Source organism: Streptomyces sp. NPDC026417 (assembly GCF_055567695.1).
Genome location: NZ_JBVHPY010000015.1, coordinates 190229 through 211683, shown reverse-complemented (window position 1 = coordinate 211683; position 21455 = coordinate 190229). Strand labels below are relative to the sequence as shown.

15 protein-coding genes are annotated in these 21455 nt (G+C 71.7%); 14 read left to right on the top strand and 1 reads right to left on the bottom strand.

Annotated elements, in window-relative coordinates; all coding sequences use genetic code 11:
• Positions 1–215: 215 nt before the first annotated feature.
• The 14 genes from ACZ4NT_RS23965 to pgi all read left to right on the top strand — a co-directional run bounded on the left by ACZ4NT_RS23965 (position 216) and on the right by pgi (position 18767).
• Positions 216–1916, top strand: a complete 1701-nt coding sequence (locus tag ACZ4NT_RS23965) for a GAF domain-containing sensor histidine kinase (RefSeq protein ID WP_467727490.1) — start codon at positions 216–218, stop codon at positions 1914–1916.
• A 400-nt stretch (positions 1917–2316) separates the two neighbouring features.
• Entirely contained in the window at positions 2317–3000 is a 684-nt protein-coding gene (locus tag ACZ4NT_RS23960) for a response regulator transcription factor (RefSeq protein ID WP_467727488.1), read from the top strand.
• 138 nt (positions 3001–3138) lie between these two features.
• A complete protein-coding gene (uvrC, locus tag ACZ4NT_RS23955; RefSeq protein ID WP_121403679.1) occupies positions 3139–5175 on the top strand; it encodes an excinuclease ABC subunit UvrC in 2037 nt (678 codons plus the stop codon).
• Entirely contained in the window at positions 5172–6209 is a 1038-nt protein-coding gene (gene rapZ / locus ACZ4NT_RS23950; RefSeq protein ID WP_121403680.1) for an RNase adapter RapZ, read from the top strand. Before uvrC ends, rapZ begins: the two co-directional genes overlap by 4 nt.
• Positions 6206–7249, top strand: coding sequence for a uridine diphosphate-N-acetylglucosamine-binding protein YvcK (locus ACZ4NT_RS23945; RefSeq protein ID WP_121403681.1), 1044 nt, complete (start codon positions 6206–6208; stop codon positions 7247–7249). Before rapZ ends, ACZ4NT_RS23945 begins: the two co-directional genes overlap by 4 nt.
• Positions 7240–8229, top strand: coding sequence for a DNA-binding protein WhiA (whiA, locus tag ACZ4NT_RS23940; protein ID WP_121403682.1), 990 nt, complete (start codon positions 7240–7242; stop codon positions 8227–8229). The genes ACZ4NT_RS23945 and whiA overlap by 10 nt, the downstream gene beginning before the upstream one ends.
• 173 nt (positions 8230–8402) lie before the next feature.
• The gene (locus tag ACZ4NT_RS23935) at positions 8403–11357 is read left to right on the top strand and encodes a M14 family metallopeptidase (RefSeq protein WP_467727485.1); all 2955 of its coding nucleotides are present in this window, start codon (positions 8403–8405) and stop codon (positions 11355–11357) included.
• A gap of 227 nt (positions 11358–11584) precedes the next feature.
• Entirely contained in the window at positions 11585–12595 is a 1011-nt protein-coding gene (gene gap / locus ACZ4NT_RS23930) for a type I glyceraldehyde-3-phosphate dehydrogenase (RefSeq protein ID WP_121403684.1), read from the top strand.
• A 127-nt stretch (positions 12596–12722) separates the two neighbouring features.
• The gene (locus ACZ4NT_RS23925; RefSeq protein ID WP_467727482.1) at positions 12723–13934 is read left to right on the top strand and encodes a phosphoglycerate kinase; all 1212 of its coding nucleotides are present in this window, start codon (positions 12723–12725) and stop codon (positions 13932–13934) included.
• A 5-nt stretch (positions 13935–13939) separates the two neighbouring features.
• Entirely contained in the window at positions 13940–14716 is a 777-nt protein-coding gene (tpiA, locus tag ACZ4NT_RS23920) for a triose-phosphate isomerase (RefSeq protein ID WP_467727480.1), read from the top strand.
• 126 nt (positions 14717–14842) lie between these two features.
• Positions 14843–15079 carry a preprotein translocase subunit SecG gene (secG, locus tag ACZ4NT_RS23915; protein ID WP_121403687.1) on the top strand — a complete coding sequence of 79 codons (237 nt, stop codon included), beginning with the start codon at positions 14843–14845 and terminating at the stop codon, positions 15077–15079.
• A gap of 230 nt (positions 15080–15309) precedes the next feature.
• Complete coding sequence (locus tag ACZ4NT_RS23910; protein ID WP_079083975.1) at positions 15310–15645, top strand: RNA polymerase-binding protein RbpA; 336 nt, start codon at positions 15310–15312, stop codon at positions 15643–15645.
• A gap of 129 nt (positions 15646–15774) precedes the next feature.
• Complete coding sequence (locus tag ACZ4NT_RS23905) at positions 15775–17043, top strand: MFS transporter (RefSeq protein ID WP_467727477.1); 1269 nt, start codon at positions 15775–15777, stop codon at positions 17041–17043.
• A 71-nt stretch (positions 17044–17114) separates the two neighbouring features.
• Positions 17115–18767: a glucose-6-phosphate isomerase gene (pgi, locus tag ACZ4NT_RS23900; RefSeq protein ID WP_467727475.1), complete on the top strand. Its 1653-nt coding sequence runs from the start codon at positions 17115–17117 to the stop codon at positions 18765–18767.
• 198 nt (positions 18768–18965) lie between these two features.
• Here pgi and ACZ4NT_RS23895 read toward each other — a convergent pair whose 3' ends face one another.
• Complete coding sequence (locus ACZ4NT_RS23895; RefSeq protein ID WP_121403690.1) at positions 18966–21257, bottom strand: ABC transporter permease; 2292 nt, start codon at positions 21255–21257, stop codon at positions 18966–18968.
• Between the last annotated feature and the right edge of the window lie 198 nt (positions 21258–21455).

Genomic DNA, 21455 nt, shown 5'->3' with positions numbered 1-21455 from the left:
CTCGTTCCGTGCTGCCGGTGGCCGCGCTGCTCTGCCTGACCGCCCTCATGGTCTTCCGTCAGGGGGAAGAAGCGTGCGCCGTACGCAGTGTCACGGCGCCCACGGGGGTGGCGAGCACGGCAGCGGGACCGCACGAACCCGCCACCGCGAGGCATCCGGTGGAGGGTCTGCCGGAGGCTGTCCCGGACAGACGGGCGTCGGAGTCCGAACGCGCCGTGAACGCAACGAAGGCGGACCACGCGCCACTGCCGGCCCGGGCCGCGGATCCGCCTGCCTCCGCACTCGACACGCCCGGCGAACCGGCCATGACCCCCGGGCGCGGGGTCGCGTACGCCCAGGCCGTCGGGCAGCGCGAACTCGTACGGATCGGCGCGGGGATGACCTTGGTCGTCGCTCTGGTCCTGGTCCTGGTTCTGCGCCGCTGCCGCACGCGCTCGCCGGCCGAGGTGTCCGGGATGCTCGCGTCCGCGGCCGCGCACCAGGATCGCCGCACCGCCGAAGAGGAGTTGACGGGTGTCTTCGACCTCTCGCTCGACCTCGTCTGCATCTACGGCCCCGACGGCTACTTCAAGCGCGTGAACCCGGCTTTCGGGCGGGCCCTCGGTTACGGGGACGAGGCGCTGCTCTCCAGACCCTGGATCGAGTTCGTCCACCGGGACGACCGGGCACACACGCGTGCCGCCATCGAGGCTCTCGCACACACCGCGCGCGCCACTCACGACGGGGACGCTGCGGACCCCGCCGGACATGCCGAGTTCGAGAACCGGTGCCTGCGTCGGGACGGCACCGAGTGCTGGTTGCAGTGGAGCGCTCGTCCGGTGGCCGGTGACGGGTCGGTCCTCGCGGTCGCACGCGACGTGAGCGGGAGCCGCCGCACCGACCGGGAACAGGCCGCGCTGCGCCGCGTCGCCACGCTGGTGGCCCGCGGCGTCCCTCCCCAGGAGGTCTTCGCCTCCGTCGCGCACGAGGTGGGGCTGGTGCTGAGCACGGGCTCCGCCTCGGTGCTGCGGTACGAGGCCGACGGCGCCGTCACCGTCCTCGGGTCCGCGCCCGTGGTGGCGGAGGGGCAGGCGGCAGCGGCGGCGGTGGCCGGGACCGGAAGCGCGGCCCGCTCCGGGCGTTCGGTCGGCGCGCCGATCGTGGTGGAGGACCGCCTCTGGGGCGTGGTCGTCGCGGCCTCGGTGAGCCGCGATCCGCTTCCGGTGGACGCGGAGTCCCAGCTCGCCGACTTCACCGAGCTGGTCGCCACCGCCATCGCGAACGCCGATGCCCGGGCCCAGCTCAGTGCCTCACGCGCGCGTGTGGTGGCCGCGGCGGACGCGTCGAGGCTGCGTATCGAGCGGGATCTGCACGACGGTGTCCAGCAGCGGTTGGTCTCCCTCCGGCTGGACCTGCGGACGGCCGAGTCGATGACGGGCGACCAGCCGCCCGGGCTCTCCGCGCAGTTGGCGCACATCGGCAAGGGTCTCGACGACGCCTTCGAGGACCTCATGCACATCGCCCGCGGCATCCACCCCGCGATCCTGTCCCGAGGCGGTCTGGGGCCGGCCCTGCGGGCTCTGGCCCGCCGCTGTGCGGTACCCGTGGAGCTCGACCTCCGGCTGCCCGGCGGGCGGTTGCCGGAGCGGACCGAGGTCGCCGTCTACTACGTGACCTCCGAATGCCTCACCAACGCCGTCAAACACGCGCGTGCCACTGTCGTGGAGGTCGGAGCCCGCGTCCACGACCGTGTCCTGGAGGTGTCCATCACGGACGACGGCCGTGGCGGCGCCGAACCGGGCCGCGGTTCCGGTCTCGTCGGACTCGCCGACCGGGTCGAGGCGATCGGAGGCAGGCTGGGCGTCAGCAGTCCGCCGGGCGCCGGCACGCGGGTGACCGTGAGGCTGCCGCTGGAAGAGCCGACGACCACTGCCTGACCGCCCGCCCCATCGGGAAACGGCGTCGGCACGGCGGGCACGGACCGACCGCCGTCGTCCACCGATCCGTGCCCGCCGTGCCTCCCGCGGCCCGTGGGCCGCCCTTCCGCCCTGGCCCAGGTGACCTCTCCGCCTTCGTCCGGGCCGGTCCTGCGCCCCTCGCCGGGAGGGGGGTCTCTCCGCCCTCGCCCGGGCGGGCGAGTTCCCATCCGCGCGGCGTCCGCGCCCGTACGTCCTCCAGCATGGCTCCGTGCCGTCCGCGCGTCGTCACGGCCAGCGTCCAGAAGGGTCTTACCGGCCGCCCCCATCGCGTACCCCTGCTAGCCGTAACTGCCCCGGTCGGGCAGGCTGTTGGGGGCGCATTTCCACCGGGCTGGCACGGCGGACGGGGACCGGGACCATGGACAGGGAGCAGTCGGCGCGGGGACGGGTGGTTCTCGCCGACGACGACGTCCTGCTCAGGGAGGGACTGGCGAGCCTGTGCGAGCGGGTGGGACACCGGGTGGTCGGGCAGGCCGGTGACGCGGCCCGGCTGCTGGAGCTGGTCGCCGAGAGGCGCCCGGACGTGGCGATCGTGGACATCAGGATGCCGCCGACCCACTCGACGGAGGGGCTCAGGGCGGCCCGCACGATCCGCGAGCGGTACCCGGCGCTCGGGATCCTCGTCCTGTCGGCGTACGTCGAGGTCGAGGACGCCTTGGAGCTGCTGGCGGGCGGCCGGGGGATCGGCTATCTCCTCAAGAGCCGGATCACCGTCGTGGACGAGTTCACCGAGACGCTGGACCGGATCCGCAAGGGCGGCTGCGTCGTCGACCCGTCGCTGGTGCGGGAGCTCGTCACCGCCCGCCGCCGCGACGACCCGCTGTCCTTCCTCAGCTCCCGGGAGCGCGAGGTGCTGGCCCTGATGGCCGAGGGCCGCTCCAACGCCGGGATCGGCCGGCGGCTGTGGGTGACCGAGGGCACCGTCGAGAAGCACGTCCGCAGCATCCTGGGCAAGCTGCGCCTCCCCGAGGAGCGGGACGACCACCGCCGCGTCCGGGCCGTACTGACGTTCCTGGAGTCCCGCCAGGCGGGCCCGCGCTAGGGGGCGTGCGGGCCGGTCCCGGCCGGGTCCTCCCAGGCCGGCAGCGGGGGGACGGCGCGCGTGCGGTGCAACGCCGTCGTCCACAGGCGTGCCCGGGACCCCGACACGCTGTCACCCCACGCCAGTAGGGTGTGAGACATGGCCGACCCCTCCAGCTACCGCCCCAAGCCGGGAGAGATCCCGGACACACCCGGGGTCTACAAATTCCGTGACGATCACCGCCGGGTGATCTACGTCGGAAAGGCGAAGAGCCTCCGCCAGCGCCTGGCCAATTACTTCCAGGACCTCTCCGGCCTCCACCCGCGCACCCGCACGATGGTCACCACGGCCGCGTCCGTGGAGTGGACCGTGGTGTCCACGGAGGTCGAGGCCCTGCAGCTGGAGTACTCCTGGATCAAGGAGTTCGACCCCCGGTTCAACGTCAAGTACCGCGACGACAAGAGCTACCCCTACCTCGCGGTGACGATGAACGAGGAGTTCCCCCGCGTCCAGGTGATGCGCGGCCACAAGCGCAAGGGAGTGCGCTACTTCGGGCCGTACGCGCACGCGTGGGCCATCCGCGACACCGTCGACCTGCTGCTCCGCGTCTTCCCGGTGCGCACGTGCTCGGCAGGGGTCTTCAAGAACGCGGCCCGCACCGGCCGCCCCTGCCTCCTCGGCTACATCGGCAAGTGCTCCGCCCCCTGCGTCGGCCGCATCTCCCCGGACGAGCACAGGGAACTGGCCGAGGAGTTCTGCGACTTCATGGCCGGCCGCACGGGGACGTACATCCGCCGCCTGGAGCGGCAGATGGCCGACGCGGCCGAGGAGATGGAGTACGAGCGGGCGGCCCGGCTGCGCGACGACATCGGGGCCCTGAAGAAGGCGATGGAGAAGAACGCCGTCGTGCTCGCCGACGCCACCGACGCGGACCTGATGGCCGTCGCCGAGGACGAGCTGGAAGCCGCCGTGCAGATCTTCCACGTCCGCGGCGGCCGGGTGCGCGGTCAGCGCGGCTGGGTCACCGACAAGGTGGAGGCCGTCACCACCGGTGACCTCGTCGAACACGCGCTGCAGCAGCTGTACGGCGAGGAGAGCGGCGACTCCGTGCCCAAGGAGGTGCTGGTCCCGGCGCTCCCCGACCTCGTGGAGTCGGTCCAGGAGTGGCTCACCGCCCGCCGCGGGTCGAACGTGTCCCTGCGCATCCCGCAGCGCGGGGACAAGAAGGCCCTCATGGAGACCGTGCAGCGCAATGCGCAGCAGGCGCTCGTCCTGCACAAGACGAAGCGGGCCTCCGACCTGACCACCCGCTCGCGCGCCCTGGAGGAGATCGCCGAGGCGCTCGACCTGGCGAGCGCACCCCTGCGGATCGAGTGCTACGACATCTCGCATCTCCAGGGCGACGACGTGGTGGCCTCCATGGTCGTCTTCGAGGACGGACTCGCACGCAAGAGCGAATACCGGCGCTTCCAGATCAAGGGCTTCGAGGGGCAGGACGACGTCCGGTCCATGCACGAGGTGATCAGCCGCCGGTTCAAGCGCTACCTCGCCGAGAAGGAGAAGACGGGGGAGTGGGCCGACGCCGGGAGCGAGCTCACCGAGGAGGACGGCCGTCCCAAGAGGTTCGCCTACCCGCCCCAGCTGATCGTCGTCGACGGCGGCCGGCCGCAGGTCGCCGCGGCCAAGCGGGCACTGGACGAACTCGGCATCGACGACATCGCCGTGTGCGGCCTCGCCAAGCGGCTGGAAGAGGTCTGGGTCCCCGCGGAGGACGACCCGGTGGTGCTGCCGCGCACCAGTGAGGGCCTCTATCTGCTCCAGCGCGTGCGCGACGAGGCCCACCGCTTCGCGATCACGTACCAGCGGGCCAAGCGGGCCAAGCGCTTCCGGGCGAGCCCGCTGGACGACGTGCCGGGCCTGGGCGAGACCCGCAAGCAGGCGTTGATCAAGCACTTCGGTTCGGTGAAAAAGCTGCGATCCGCGACAATCGACCAGATCTGTGAAGTCCCCGGCATAGGCCGCAAGACGGCCGAGGCGGTCGCCGTGGCCTTCGCCCAGGCGGCTCCGGCCGCACCCGCCGTCAACACGGCGACTGGGGAGATCATGGAGGAAGAGGAACCCGAGACGACGGCGGGTCCCTCGGGGGAGCCCGTGGCCGCGGGCGCCTCGGACGAGCGACGGGGGCAGGAGAGATGACCGAACAGCACGCTGAGGAAGAACGCCCAGCACAGGGCCAGGAACCGCACAGGGGTGCGGGCGAGGATCACCCGGGACGCGCGGCTCAGGACGCGGCGGGCCGGGAACAAGAGGCGGGGGGAGACGGAGCGCAGGTGAGTACGGGCATCGAGAAGGCCGGGGCCCCGGAGGCGGTGATCCCCGAGCTGGTGATCATCTCCGGCATGTCCGGCGCGGGCAGGTCGACGGCCGCCAAGTGTCTGGAGGACCTCGGCTGGTTCGTCGTCGACAACCTGCCGCCCGCGCTGATCCCCACCATGGTGGAGCTCGGCGCCCGCTCCCAGGGCAACGTCGCACGCATCGCGGTCGTCGTGGACGTACGCGGCCGTCGCTTCTTCGACAACCTCCGCGAGTCCCTCGCCGACCTGGAGGCCCGGCACGTCACCCGGCGGATCGTCTTCCTGGAGTCCTCGGACGAGGCGCTGGTGCGCCGCTTCGAGTCCGTGCGCCGCCCGCATCCCCTGCAGGGCGACGGACGCATCGTCGACGGCATCGCCGCCGAGCGCGAACTGCTGCGCGAGCTGCGCGGCGACGCCGACCTGGTGATCGACACCTCCAGCCTGAACGTGCACGAGCTGCGCGCCAAGATGGACGCCCAGTTCGCCGGCGAGGAGGAGCCCGAGCTGCGGGCCACCGTCATGTCCTTCGGCTTCAAGTACGGCCTGCCGGTCGACGCCGACCTGGTCGTGGACATGCGCTTCCTGCCCAACCCGCACTGGGTCCCGGAGCTGCGCCCCTTCACCGGCCTCAACGAGGAGGTCGCCGGGTACGTCTTCAACCAGCCCGGCGCCAAGGAGTTCCTCGACCGCTACACCGAGCTGCTCCAGCTCATCGCCGCCGGATACCGGCGCGAGGGCAAGCGCTACGTGACCATCGCGGTCGGCTGCACCGGCGGCAAGCACCGCTCGGTCGCCACGTCCGAGAAGCTCGCCGCCCGACTGGCGTCCGAGGGAGTGGAGACGGTCGTCGTCCACCGGGACATGGGCCGCGAATGACCGGAAGCGCACTGCGGCTGGGCAGGCTGCGCCGGACCGCGCCGGAACGGCGCGGCGGCAAGGCGCGCCGCCGGGGCGCCCAGCCGAAGGTCGTCGCCCTGGGCGGCGGCATGGGGCTGTCCGCGTCGCTGGCCGCCCTGCGCCGGATCACCGGCGACCTCACCGCCGTCGTCACCGTGGCCGACGACGGCGGCTCCAGCGGGCGCCTGCGCGACGAGCTGGGCGTGCTGCCGCCCGGGGACCTGCGCAAGGCGCTGGCCGCGCTGTGCGGCGACGACGACTGGGGCCAGACCTGGGCCCGAGTCATCCAGCACCGTTTCCAGTCCAAGGGCGACCTGCACGAGCACGCGGTCGGCAATCTGCTGATCGTCGCCCTCTGGGAGCAGCTCGGCGACCACGTCCAGGCTCTCGACCTGGTCGGCAGGCTCCTCGGCGCCCAGGGCCGGGTCCTGCCCATGTCCGCGGTGCCGCTGGAGCTCCAGGCGCTGGTCAAGGGCCACGACCCGGCCCGGCCGGAGGATGTCGACACCGTCCGCGGCCAGGCCACCGTCGCCCTGACCCCGGGCGAGGTGCAGTCCGTGCACGTCGTGCCGCACGGCCCGCCCGCCGTTCCCGAGGCCGTGGAAGCGGTCCTCGACGCGGACTGGGTGGTGCTCGGGCCGGGCTCCTGGTTCTCCTCCGTGATCCCGCACCTGCTGGTGCCCGATCTGCTCGACGCCCTGACGCAGACCAAGGCCCGCCGGGTGCTCTCCCTGAACCTCGTCCCGCAGCCCGGGGAAACCGATGGCTTCTCCCCGCAGCGTCATTTGGAGGTTTTGGGACGACACGCCCCTAAACTCGCCCTGGACGTGGTGCTGGCCGACGAGGCCGCCGTGCCCGACCGCGACTCACTGACCGACGCCGCCAAGCGGTTCGGCGCCGCGGTCGAGCTGGCGCCGGTGGCCCGGACCGACGGCACTCCGCGGCACGACCCGGAGCTGTTGGCCGCCGCGTACGACCGTATTTTTCGGATGCATGGAAGGATCGGCCCATGGCGATGACGGCAGCGGTGAAGGACGAGATCTCCCGGCTTCCCGTCACCCGGACCTGCTGCAGAAAGGCGGAGGTCTCCGCCATTCTGCGGTTCGCGGGCGGCCTTCACCTGGTGAGCGGCCGGATCGTGATCGAGGCGGAGCTGGACACCGCGATGGCGGCGCGTCGGCTGAAGCGGGACATTCTGGAGATCTTCGGCCACAGCTCCGAACTGATCGTGATGGCGCCCGGCGGTCTGCGCCGCGGCTCCCGTTACGTCGTACGCGTGGTGGCGGGCGGCGACCAGCTGGCCCGCCAGACGGGGCTGGTCGACGGCCGCGGCCGTCCGATCCGCGGGCTGCCCCCGCAGGTGGTCTCGGGGGCCACCTGCGACGCCGAGGCCGCGTGGCGCGGGGCCTTCCTCGCGCACGGCTCCCTCACCGAGCCGGGGCGCTCCTCCTCCCTGGAGGTGACCTGCCCGGGACCCGAGGCGGCGCTCGCGCTGGTCGGCGCGGCGCGTCGGCTCTCCATCGCGGCGAAGGCCCGCGAGGTCCGCGGGGTCGACCGCGTGGTCGTCCGCGACGGGGACGCCATCGGGGCGCTGCTGACCCGGCTCGGCGCGCACGAGTCGGTGCTGGCCTGGGAGGAGCGGCGGATGCGCCGCGAGGTCCGCGCCACCGCCAACCGGCTCGCCAACTTCGACGACGCCAACCTGCGCCGTTCGGCCCGCGCCGCCGTCGCCGCCGGAGCGCGGGTGCAGCGCGCCCTGGAAATCCTGGGCGAGGAGGTCCCGGAGCACCTCGCCGCCGCCGGCCGGCTGCGCATGGAGCACAAGCAGGCCTCCCTGGAGGAGCTGGGCGCGCTCGCCGACCCGCCGCTGACCAAGGACGCCGTCGCCGGCCGTATCCGCAGGCTGCTCGCCATGGCCGACAAGCGGGCGCAGGACCTCGGCATCCCGAGCACGGAGTCCAACCTCACCGAGGAGATGGCCGACAACCTCGTGGGCTGACCCGCCGGACTCCGGTCCCGCGCCACCCGTAGAGCTCAACACGCCGGTGCCGACGCCCACTTGGGACGTCGGCACCGGCGTTTGTCGGTGCTTGATGCGCCCTTGACTTGATGATGAAGTGTCATGAGCCTGGCTCTGTTCGCCGCCGTGGCGAACCAGTGCAAGGGGGACTCATGAGACGAAGAGCGAGAGCGATCCTCGCTGCGAGCGCGCTCCTGCTGGGCGGTGCGGGCCTGGCCCCGGCCGCCCAGGCACAGGACGGCAGTTCACCCGAGCCGGACGCGAACGCCGTCAAGGTGTTCCGCGCCGAGGTCACGAAGCAGCAGGTACCCCTGCTGCTCGCGGCCGGACAGGATGCCCACGAACTCGGCGAACAGGCGCCGGACAAGGGCACCGCGTCGGTGGAGGTCTACCTCACCGACAAGCAGGCGAAGAAGCTGGAGAAGCAGGGCGTCGAGCTCACCGAGCACACGCTGTCGGCCAGGGCCGAGGCCCGCGTGGAGGCGGCGGGCGACGGCGTGTTCCGCCCGTACAGCGGCAAGGGCAATCTCCGGGAGGAGATCCTCAGGACGGGCCAGGAGCACCCGGGGCTCACCAAAGTCGTGTCCATCGGCAAGACCGTCAAGGGCCAGGACATCCTCGCGCTCAAGCTGACCAAGGGCGCCAAGAAGGCGAAGGACGGCGCGAAGCCGTCCGTGCTCTACATGTCCAACCAGCACGCGCGCGAGTGGATCACGCCGGAGATGACCCGGCGTCTGATGCACTACTACCTCGACAACTACGCGACCGACAAGCGGGTCAAGAAGCTCGTCGACTCCACCGAACTGTGGTTCGTGCTGTCCGCCAACCCCGACGGCTACGACTACACGTTCGCCTCCGACGGCGACCGGCAGTGGCGCAAGAACCTCCGGGACGTCAACGGCGACGGGACCATCACGACCGGCGACGGCGTCGACCTCAACCGGAACTTCGCCTACAAGTGGGGCTACGACGACGAGGGCTCGTCACCGAGCCCCACCAGCCAGACCTACCGCGGCGCGAGCCCCGGCTCGGAGCCCGAGACGAAGGCCCTGGACGCCTTCGAGAAGCGCATCGACTTCACGTACGGCATCAACTACCACTCCGCCGCCGAGCTGCTCCTGTACGGAGTGGGCTGGCAGGTGGCGACGCCCAGCCCGGACGACGTGCTCTACAGGTCACTCGCCGGCACCCCTGAGAACTCGGCGGTCGAGGGCTACCACCCGCAGGTCTCCTCCGAGCTGTACACGACCAACGGCGAGGCCGACGGCCACGCGAGCAACGTCAACGGCACGGCGATGTTCACCCCCGAGATGTCGACCTGCCAGACCGCGTCGAACCTCCACCCGGACGACGCCTGGAACGTGGCCGACTGCGCCTCGGTCTTCACCTTCCCCGACGACGAGAAGCTGATCGAGCAGGAGTTCCGCAAGAACGTCCCGTTCGCGCTCTCCGTCGCCGAGACCGCGGCCCACCCCGACCGGCCGTCCTCGGCGGTGGGCATCGACGCGCCCGACTTCAGCCCGGCCGCCTTCACCACCTCGTACGCGCGCGGCGCCGACCAGGAGGTCTCCGTCGTCGCCCGCAGGTCCGTACGCGACAAGGAGCTCAAGTACCGCGTCAACGGCGGCCGTACGCACGACATGGCGCTCCGACCCTGGAAGGGCGGCGAGACCTACGGCGGCGAGGACAACCTCTATTTCGACGAGTACCGCGCCAAGGTCCGGGACGGCGACACCGGCGACAAGGTCGAGGTCTGGTTCACCGGTGAGACCCGGAGCGGGAAGCCCACCTCCAGCACCCACTTCACCTACACCGTGGCCGAGCGGCCGCGGGCCGACACCCTCGTGGTCGCCGAGGAGGGCACGACCGCGTCCCAGGCGCAGAAGTACGTCGACGCCCTGAAGGCCAACGGCCACCGGTCCGTCGTCTGGGACGTCGCCACCCAGGGCGCCCCCGACGCGCTCGGCGTCCTCGGCCACTTCGACACGGTCGTCCACTACACGGGTGCCGACCGGCCCGGCAACGCCACCCAGCTCCAGCTGCGGGCCTTCCTCAACGAGGGCGGCAAGCTGATCGAGGCGGGCGAGCAGGCCGGCGGCAACGTCGACCTCGGCGGCGGCACTCTCTCGAACGACTTCAGCCAGTACTACCTGGGCGCCTACTCGCGCACGACGACCCCCGGGACCACCGGCTACGAGGGCTCCGGCAAGCTCGCGGGGGTCACGGCACCACTCGGTGACGCGCCCGGCAACCCGCTGAACGCGGCGGGCACCTACGGCGTCACCTCGGACACGCTGCCCGTCGGCCAGTACCCGCAGTTCGCGAGTGCGGGCGCGGGCCGGTTCGCCGGGTCGGTCAACCCCTACGGGCCGTACGCGGGCTCGTACATGGCCGCCGCCGTCCACACCGACGACGCCTACAAGCGCCTCACCCGCACGATCGACCTCACCGGGGTGAGCGCGGCCGACCAGCCGACGCTGCGCACCCAGCTGCTGTGGGACACCGAGCCCGGCTACGACCACGCGGTGCTGGAGATCCACACCACCGGTGCCGACGACTGGACCACGCTCCCCGACAAGGGCGGCGCCACCGGCTCCGCCGTCCCGGCCGAGTGCGAGGCGGGATTCCTGCTCAACGAGCACCCCTTCCTCGAGCACTACCTGACGCAGGGTGCCACGGCGTGCACCGGCACGGGCAGCAGCGGCGCGTGGCACAGCTTCACGGGCGCTTCGGACGGCTGGCAGCGGGCCGACTTCGACCTGAGCGCGTACGCCGGCAAGTCCGTGGAGGTCTCGCTGAGCTACATCACCGACCCGAGCAGCGGCGGCCACGGCGTCCTCGCGGACGACGCCTCGCTCGTCGTCGGCGGCACGGCCACCGGGACCGAGGGCTTCGAGACGTCGCTCGGCGCGTGGAGCGTCCCGGGGCCCCCGGCGGGCAGTCCCGCCGTTCTCAAGGACTGGACGCGCGCCGGAGCGCTGTTCCAGACGTACGCGGGCGTCACCACGGACGACACCGTGCTGCTGGGCTTCGGCCTGGAGCACGTCGCCGCGGCGGCCGACCGGACGGCACTGCTCGGAAAGGCGCTCGCGGCCCTGGACGACTGATGCCACCGGGTCAACAGAGCATGACGACAGGTAGCCGGAACGAGTGATCGGATCTTCGGAGGCGGGCGGTCCGTACCCCTACTGGCGGGTACGGACCGCACTGCCGTGTATGGGCCCTCTCGATGTCACTCCGGGGGCCTCAGGGGGGTAGGGTCGTAGGCGGTCGGGGACATCCCATACAACTCGCCGGCATCTGCAGCCGGCGTACCAACGAGGAGATCGGTTTCGTGACGATCCGCGTAGGCATCAACGGCTTTGGCCGCATCGGTCGTAACTACTTCCGCGCGCTGCTGGAGCAGGGTGCTGACATCGAGATCGTGGCTGTCAACGACCTGGGTGACACCGCGACCACCGCTCACCTGCTCAAGTACGACACCATTCTGGGCCGCCTCAAGGCCGAGGTGTCGCACACCGCCGACACGATCACCGTCGACGGCCACACCATCAAGGTGCTCTCCGAGCGCAACCCCTCCGACATCCCGTGGGGCGACCTCGGCGTCGACATCGTCATCGAGTCGACCGGCATCTTCACCAAGAAGGCCGACGCCGAGAAGCACATCGCGGGCGGCGCCAAGAAGGTCCTCATCTCGGCTCCGGCCAAGGACGAGGACATCACCATCGTGATGGGCGTCAACCAGGACAAGTACGACGCGGCCAACCACCACGTCATCTCCAACGCCTCCTGCACCACCAACTGTGTGGCGCCGATGGCCAAGGTGCTCGACGAGAACTTCGGCATCGTCAAGGGCCTGATGACGACGGTCCACGCGTACACGAACGACCAGCGCATCCTGGACTTCCCGCACTCGGACCTGCGCCGCGCCCGCGCCGCCGCCGAGAACATCATCCCGACCACGACGGGTGCCGCCAAGGCGACCGCCCTGGTCCTCCCGCAGCTCAAGGGCAAGCTCGACGGCATCGCCATGCGCGTCCCGGTCCCGACCGGTTCCGCCACCGACCTCGTCGTGACGCTGCAGCGCGAGGTCACCAAGGACGAGGTCAACGCCGCGTTCAAGAAGGCCTCCGACGACGGCGACCTCAAGGGCTTCCTGACGTACACCGAGGACGCGATCGTCTCCTCGGACATCGTCGGCGACCCGGCCTCCTGCACCTTCGACTCCTCCCTGACCATGGTCCAGGAGGGCAACACGGTGAAGATCCTCGGCTGGTACGACAACGAGTGGGGCTACTCCAACCGCCTCGTCGACCTCACGGTCTTCGTCGGCGGCCAGCTCTAGGTCCCGGAGCAGGCACCTCGATGTGAGCGCAGGGCTCGGGCAGCGCAAGGCCGCGCTGTCCGGGCCCTCTCTCGCGTACCGATCGATCAGCCCTCTCGGATCCCACGAGCCCTCTAGGAGTCCCCTCATGAAGACGATCGACGAACTTCTCGCCGAAGGCGTGGACGGCAAGCGGGTCTTCGTCCGCGCCGACCTGAACGTGCCGCTGGCCGACGGCCGGATCACCGACGACGGCCGGATCCGCGCCGTCCTGCCCACCGTCAAGGCCCTCGCGGACGCGGGCGCCAAGGTGGTCGTCGCCTCGCACCTGGGCCGCCCCAAGGGCGCCCCGGACCCGGCGTTCTCCCTGCTGCAGCCCGCCGAGCGCCTCGGTGAACTCCTCGGCGCGCCCGTCGCGTTCGCCCAGGACACCGTCGGCCCGGCCGCCCACGACGCGGTGAACGGCCTGCAGCCCGGCCAGGTCGCCGTCATCGAGAACCTGCGCTTCAACCCCGGCGAGACGTCCAAGGACGACGCCGAGCGTGCCGCGTTCGCCGACCAGCTGGCCGCCCTGGCCGACGTCTACGTGGGCGACGGCTTCGGTGCCGTGCACCGAAAGCACGCCTCCGTGTACGACCTGCCGGCGTGCCTGCCGCACTACGCGGGCTACCTCATCGCCACCGAGGTCGGCGTCCTGAAGAAGCTCACCGAGGACGTCCGGCGGCCGTACGCCGTCGCCCTCGGCGGCTCCAAGGTCTCCGACAAGCTCGCCGTCATCGACCAGCTGCTCGGCAAGGCCGACAAGCTGCTCATCGGCGGCGGCATGGTGTTCACCTTCCTCAAGGCCAAGGGCTACGAGGTCGGCGCCTCCCTCCTCCAGGAGGACCAGCTCCCGGCGGTCGCGGAGTACATCGAGCGCGCGGAGAAGAACGGCGTCGAGCTGCTCCTCCCCGTCGACGTGGTGGTCGCTCCCGAGTTCCCGGACCTGAAGACCAAGGCCCCGGGGAACCCCACGACCGTCGCCGCGGACGCGATCCCGGCCGACCGGATGGGTCTGGACATCGGTCCCGAGACCCGCAAGCTGTACGCCTCGACGCTCGCCGACGCCGCCACCGTCTTCTGGAACGGCCCGATGGGCGTCTTCGAGCACCCCGACTACGCCGAGGGCACCAAGGCGGTCGCCCAGGCCCTTCTCGACTCGAAGGCCTTCACGGTCGTCGGTGGTGGCGACTCCGCCGCCGCCGTACGCATCCTGGGCTTCGACGAGACGGCATTCGGCCACATCTCGACCGGTGGCGGCGCCTCCCTCGAATACCTCGAGGGCAAGACGCTCCCCGGCCTCGCCGCACTGGAGGACTGACCTTAATGAGCACGCGCACGCCGCTGATGGCGGGCAACTGGAAGATGAACCTCAACCACCTCGAGGCCATCGCGCACGTCCAGAAGCTCGCCTTCGCCCTGGCCGACAAGGACTACGAGGCCGTCGAGGTCGCCGTCCTGCCGCCCTTCACCGACCTGCGCTCCGTGCAGACCCTGGTCGACGGCGACAAGCTCCGGATCAAGTACGGCGCCCAGGACCTCTCGGCGCACGACTCCGGCGCCTACACCGGTGAGATCTCCGGTGCCATGCTGTCCAAGCTCAAGTGCACGTACGTGGCGATCGGCCACTCCGAGCGACGGCAGTACCACAACGAGACCGACGAGCTGTGCAACGCCAAGGTGAAGGCCGCCTACAAGCACGGCCTCACCCCGATCCTGTGCGTCGGCGAGGGGCTGGACGTCCGCAAGGCGGGCAACCAGGTCTCCCACACGCTCGCGCAGGTGGACGGCGCCCTGAAGGACGTCCCGGCCGAGCAGGCCGAGACCATCGTGATCGCGTACGAGCCGGTCTGGGCGATCGGTACCGGCGAGGTCGCCACCCCCGAGGACGCCCAGGAGGTGTGCGGCGCGATCCGCGGCCGGCTCGCCGAGCTGTACTCGCAGGAGCTGGCCGACAAGGTCCGTATCCAGTACGGCGGCTCCGTGAAGTCCGGCAACGTCGCGGCGATCATGGCGCAGCCCGACGTGGACGGCGCACTGATCGGCGGCGCGGCGCTCGACGCCGACGAGTTCGTCAAGATCGTCCGGTTCCGCGACCAGTGAGTATGCGGTAGCGGCGATCCGTCGTACCCTTGCGGGGGCCGTGGGCTCGACAGGTGGACACGAGGTGTTCACAGGAAGAGCTTCGGCCCCCGTCGTCCATCCAGTTCCGAGGAAGTTGGTCCAGCCGTGGTTTTGGGGTTCTCGATCGCCCTGATCGTCTTCAGCCTGCTGCTGATGCTGCTGGTGCTGATGCACAAGGGGAAGGGCGGCGGCCTCTCCGACATGTTCGGTGGCGGTATGCAGTCGTCCGTCGGTGGCTCCTCGGTCGCCGAGCGCAACCTCGACCGGATCACCGTGGTGATCGGTCTGCTCTGGTTCGCGTGCATTGTCGCGCTGGGCATCCTGATGAAGGCCAACAGCTGATCACCGGCTGACATCGGCTCGCCACAGCGCAGCACGCACGCACATTCCGCACGTAAGGCCCCATGTCCGGTACGCGCCTCCCGGCGCCGCCTATCATGGGGCTTGCGTCTAGGGGCGGGGATGTAACTCCAATCACTGGACGCGCGTTGGGCCTTACGTAGACTGAGGCGCTCGCAGCGAAGCGTCACGCCGACTCGCTTCGCGGCACCATTACGCAGGGAGTTACGACCGTGGCAAGTGGCAACGCGATCCGAGGAAGCCGGGTCGGGGCGGGGCCGATGGGCGAGGCCGAGCGTGGCGAGTCCGCGCCGCGGCTGCGCGTCTCCTTCTGGTGCTCCAACGGGCATGAGACGCAGCCGAGCTTCGCCAGCGACGCGCAGGTCCCCGACACCTGGGACTGCCCGCGCTGCGGCTTTCCGGCCGGACAGGACCAGGACAACCCGCCGGACCCGCCGCGCACCGAGCCGTACAAGACGCACCTTGCGTACGTACGGGAGCGGCGCAGCGACGCGGACGGCGAGGCGATTCTCGCCGAGGCGCTCGCCAAACTGCGGGGCGAAATCTAGGAGTTGACAGCCGGCCGGACACCGCGAGGTGCCCGGCCGGACGCGGCTCGCACGGCCGCCTCTCCTCTCGACGGCCGATTGTCAGTGGTGCCCTCTACGGTTCTGCAATCAGTGGAAGCGGGGGGCGGGATGACGACGACCGATGTGGCGGGGGTGTGCGCGCCCGCGTGGCGCGGAGGGTTCGGGCGGCTGTGGAGCGCGGCCGTCCTCTCCAGCTTCGGTGACGCCCTGCGGACGGCCGCGCTGCCCCTGCTGGCCGCGTCGTTGACGCACGAGCCGCTGCTCATCGCGACCGTCACCGCCTGCGGCCAGCTTCCCTGGATCGTCTTCGGGCTGCTGGGCGGAGCCGTCGCGGACCGGGTCGACCAGCGGCGTGCGATGTGGACCGTGGACGCCCTGCGGGACCTGCTGATGGCGGCCTTCGCCGGGGCCGTCGCCCTGGGACACGCCTCGATCGGTCTGCTGATCGCCCTGGCCCTGGCCCTGACCACCCTCCAGACCCTCTTCGACAACGCTTCCACCGCCCTGCTCCCCGGCCTCGTCGGCCGGGAGGCGCTGGGCAGCGCGAACGCCCGGCTGATGACCGGCCAGCGCATCGCGGGCGGCCTGCTCGGCGGCCCCCTCGTCCCCCTGCTGATCGTCGCGGGAGCCGCCGTCCCCTTCCTGGCGGACGCCGTGACCTACCTCGTGGCTGCCGCGCTGGTCGCCTCCCTGCGAAGCGCGCCCGTGGAGCGGGCCCCGAGACCGGCGGGCAGCACCTTGCGGGGCGAGATCGGCGAGGGCCTGCGCGTCCTCGGGCGGGACCGAGCGCTGCGCGGCCTGTGCGCTGCCACGGCCCTCTGCAACGTCGGCATGGGCGCCCTCATCGCCACGATGGTCCTCCTGGTGACGGACCGGCTCGACGCGGGCAACGGCGGATACGCGGCGGTGATGACCGCGTACACGGTCGGCAGCCTGGCCGGGGGAGTGGCGAACCGACGGATCGTGGGCCGGCTCGGCCGGATCCGGGGCGTGCTGCTCGCCGGGGTCGTGCAGATCTGCGCGCTCCTCGCCATGGGCTCGCTGCGCTCCCTGACCACGCTGGTCGTGAGCATGGCCGTCTTCGGCCTCATGGGCATGGTGTGGAACGTCAACACGACGACCCTGATGCAGCAGCGCAGCCCGGCCGGCACGCTCGGCCGCGTCAGCTCGGCCTTCCGGACGCTCTCCGTCGCCGGGGCGCCGCTCGGGGCCCTGCTCGGCGGCGCCGTGGCGACGACGTGGGGACTGCACACGCCGCCGCTGCTCGCCGCCGCGTTCTTCGCTCTCTCCGTCGCCGCGCTGATACCCGCGCGCAAGCCGGACGTATTCGATGTCAACCCGGACGACGGTGCCACGACAGCTCACGTCAACCCCTGATCAATTAGGTTGGGACCGGCAGCGGGGCAAGGTACGCAGCAGCACACGCAGGAAAGAGGCGGAAGTCCGAGATGAACGCAGAAAGCCGTACCAGGCTCAACCAGACACCCGAGTGGGCCGCTCTGGCCAAGCACCGTAAGGAGGTCGGCGAGACCCGTCTGCGGGACCTGTTCGCGGCCGACCCCGAGCGTGGTTCCCGGTACACCCTCCAGGTCGGTGACCTGCACGTCGACTACTCCAAGCAGCGGGTCACCGACGAGACGCTGCGCCTGCTGCGGGACCTGGCCGCGGCAACCGACGTGTTCGGGCTGCGGGACGCCATGTTCCGCGGCGAGAAGATCAACGTCACCGAGGACCGCGCCGTGCTGCACACGGTGCTGCGGGCCCCGCGCGACGCGGTGATCGAGGTCGACGGGGAGAACGTCGTGCCGGCCGTGCACGCCGTGCTCGACAGGATGAGCGCGTTCTCCGACAAGGTTCGCTCCGGCGAGTGGACCGGCCACACCGGCAAGCCCATCAAGAACGTCGTGAACGTCGGCATCGGCGGCTCGGACCTGGGTCCGGCGATGGCGTACGAGGCGCTGCGCTCGTTCACCGACCGCGACCTGACGGTCCGTTTCGTGTCGAACGTGGACGGCGCCGACCTGCACGAGGCCGTCCACGGCCTGGACCCGGCCGAGACGCTGTTCATCATCGCCTCGAAGACCTTCACCACCATCGAGACGATCACCAACGCCACCTCGGCCCGCGACTGGCTGCTCTCCGGACTCGGGGCCGGCCAGGACGCCGTGGCGAAGCACTTCGTGGCGCTCTCGACGAACGCCGGGAAGGTCGCCGACTTCGGCATCGACACGGCGAACATGTTCGAGTTCTGGGACTGGGTCGGCGGGCGCTACTCGTACGACTCCGCGATCGGCCTCTCCCTGATGATCGCGATCGGCCCGGACCGCTTCCGGGAGATGCTCGACGGGTTCCACCTGGTCGACGAGCACTTCCGCACCGCGCCCGCCGAGTCCAACGTGCCCCTGCTGCTCGGCCTGTTGGGCGTCTGGTACGGCAACTTCTTCGACGCCCAGTCGCACGCCGTCCTGCCGTACTCGCACTACCTGTCCAAGTTCACCGCGTACCTGCAGCAGTTGGACATGGAGTCCAACGGCAAATCGGTGGACCGCGACGGACGTCCGGTGGACTGGCAGACCGGGCCCGTCGTCTGGGGCACGCCGGGCACCAACGGCCAGCACGCCTACTACCAGCTCATCCACCAGGGCACGAAGCTGATCCCGGCCGACTTCATCGGCTTCGCCGAGCCGGTCGCGGATCTGCGGCCCGGCCTGGCCGCCCAGCACGACCTGTTGATGGCGAACTTCTTCGCGCAGACGCAGGCGCTGGCCTTCGGCAAGACGCCGGACGAGGTGCGCGGTGAAGGGGTGCCCGAGGACCTGGTGCCGCACAAGACCTTCCAGGGCAACCACCCGACGACGACGATCCTCGCGCGGGAGCTGACCCCGTCCGTGCTCGGCCAGTTGGTGGCGCTCTACGAGCACAAGGTGTTCGTCCAGGGCGCGATCTGGAACATCGACTCCTTCGACCAGTGGGGCGTCGAGCTCGGCAAGGTCCTCGCCAAGCGCGTCGAGCCCGCGCTCACCGAGGGCGCGGACGTGCCCGGCCTCGACGCATCGACGAAGGCCCTGGTCGCCAAGTACCGGGAGCTGCGCGGGCGGTAGGCGCCGCGGCGGACGGGGCGGCGGCCAGCGGGTGCCGGCCTGCCGGCCCGTCCGCCTGCCTGTCTTCCGGGTCCGGTGCCGTCCCGGAGCAGGGCCCGGGCCACCGGACTGGGCGTAACGGACGCGGGCCGCCGGACCGGGGATGCGGGCTCGGGCCGCCGAACGCCGGGCCCTGCTGCCGCGCTCAGGCCGCCGGGCTCAGGCCGCCGCGCTCAGGGTGTCCGCCAGCCGTCGCCGCGCCGAGCGGGCGGCGGGGAGTGCGGCGAGCGCCGCGGCACCCAGCACCGCGGCGGCGCCGAACAGCAGCAGGACGGAGAGGGAGGGTGCCCGGGCGATCCCCGCGCCGATCCCGCTCGACCTGCCCTGGACGTCGATCAGCCACCGGGCGAGGGGTATGCCCAGGACCGTCGCGGCGAGAGCCGCGGCCAGTGCCGTGCAGGCGGTGGCCGTGACGGTGACGGCCGTGATCTGCCGCGGGGACAGCCCGATGGCCTTGAGCGCCAGCAGGTCCCGCTCGCCCTCCCGCACGGTGCCGCCGATCGCGGTCAGCAGTTCGATGAGTCCGATGAGTGCGAGGACGGCGATCAGTCCGACGACCACGCCGCGCAGCGGTGAGAGACCGTCGGCCGGATTCGTCACCGTGTGCACGTCCAGGTGGCCGTGCCCGGCCGCGGTCAGCTCGGCGCCCACCGCGGCCGGGTCGGCACCGGGACGCAGTTCGAGCTGGTAGAGGGTCGGACCGAGGTCCGGATCGTTCTCGCGGAGCGTGTCGAGCGAGGTGGAGATGACCCGGCCGCCGTTCTCCGGTTCGATGCTGCGGCCGACGATGTGCAGGATCTGCGGGCGCGCGCCGACCGTCATCCGTATCCAGTCGCCGACGTGCACGTCCAGCAGGTCGAGCAGCCCCTGTCCGGCCACCGCCTCGTCGGGACCGTGCGCGGGGCGGCCCTCGGCGAGCGTGAACGGGTACGGGGCCGCGCGCGTCCCGAGCCCGCGCAGCGCGATCGTGGCGGTCTGGCCGGGGACCAGCGCGGCCACCTCGGCGCCCGGATGCACGGCGGCGACCTGCGGGTTCCCGGTGAGCAGGGCCTGCGCGCCGGCCGCGTCGAGACTCTCGTCGGCGTGCGCCGTGAGGGCGGCCGCCAGGCCGGTCTGTTCGGGGCTGCTGTGGAAGCGGTCGATGGTGGTCCACGCGCTCAACGCCACCACGATCAGCAGCAGGGGCAGGGCGAGGCGGCCGACCGTGGCGAGCGAACGCGGGCGCCGCGGGAACGCCTTGTGCCATCCGAGGACGAGGGCCGGGGGCAGTCGCAGGCCCAGTGCCCCCCGCGCCACGCCCGACAGCCGGCCGCCCGGCGGGGCCGCCGCCCGCAGCACGGGGACGGGGGGCACCCGGCCGGCCCGCCATGCCGCGATCCCCGTCGTCGTGCCGATGAAGAGCACCGCGCACACCGGCACCGCGAACAGCGCGGCGGTGTGTCCCGGCAGTCCCTGCCACACGCCGACCGCGTCCCCGAGGCGTCCCGGGATGCGGCTGCCCAGTGCCTGGGCGAGGGTGGCGGCGGCCAGGGCGCCCAGCGACGCGAACGCCACGTGCTGGAGCAGGAAGATGCGTACGACCTGGCCGGGCGTGAACCCGATCGCCTTCAGCACGGAGATGTCCCGCAGATGGCCCCGGATGCGGGTGGCGATCGCTCCGTACACGGCGAGCGCGGCGGCGAGCAGGGCGCCCAGGCCGAACAGGCCGAGCACCTGCCCCAGGAGCCGGTTGTCGCCCTGGGCCTCGGCGCGGGCCTGCTGCCAGTTCGCGACCTGGGTGACCGCGCCCGATCCGAGTGCGGTGACGGCGCGCTGGACCGCGTAGTCCGTGTCGCCCGGGTCGGACAGGCGCAGCCCGACGACCTGGCCGCCGCGTCCGCCCGTGTCGCGCACGGCGGACGGCACGGCCCAGACGAGACCGGAGCGTTCGCCGGGGCGGTAGCGGGGCTCGGCGCTGTCGGCGACGCCCAGGACGGTCAGGGTGCGGGTCGTTCCGGGGACCGTGAGGGTGTCTCCGGGTTCGGCCCACAGCGCCCGGGCCAGGCTGTCCTCCAGGACGACGCCGTCCGGCCGCGCCGGGTCGAGCCAGCGTCCGGAGGCGAGCAGCGGGCGGCCGGTCCCGGGGCGTCCGACGGTGCCCCGCAGTTCCACGGAGGCGCGGGTGCCGCGGGACTCCACGGTGGCGGAGGCGGTGCGGTACGGGCCGGCCACGGAGTCCACGCCGTCGAGCGTCGTGAGGCGTCCCGCGTCGGCGGAGGGGCCGGTGTGGATCCACACGTGGGCGCCGTGCGACTGCGTGAAGACGCGTTGCCAGGGGTTGGTGGCGTAACCGAAGAGTGCCGCGGCCAGCAGCAGCGAACCGACGATGCCCGCGGTGGCGAGCACGATGAACAGCGCCTCACCGCGGTGCGTCCGCAGATCGGCGTGCGCCCAGCGCAGGGTGGCCCGCATCCCGCCTCAGCCCTTCCGCCCGCGGACGCCGGAAGCCGGCGCGGCCTGGTCCGACGGACGCATCCGAGCGGGCGCGGCCTGGTCCGAAGGACGCATCCCAGCGGGCGCGGCCTGGTCCGAAGGGCGAAGTCGAGGGGGAGCGGCCTGGTCCGACGGGCGCACTCCCCGGCCCGCGGCCCGGGACGTCCCGCGGGCGGC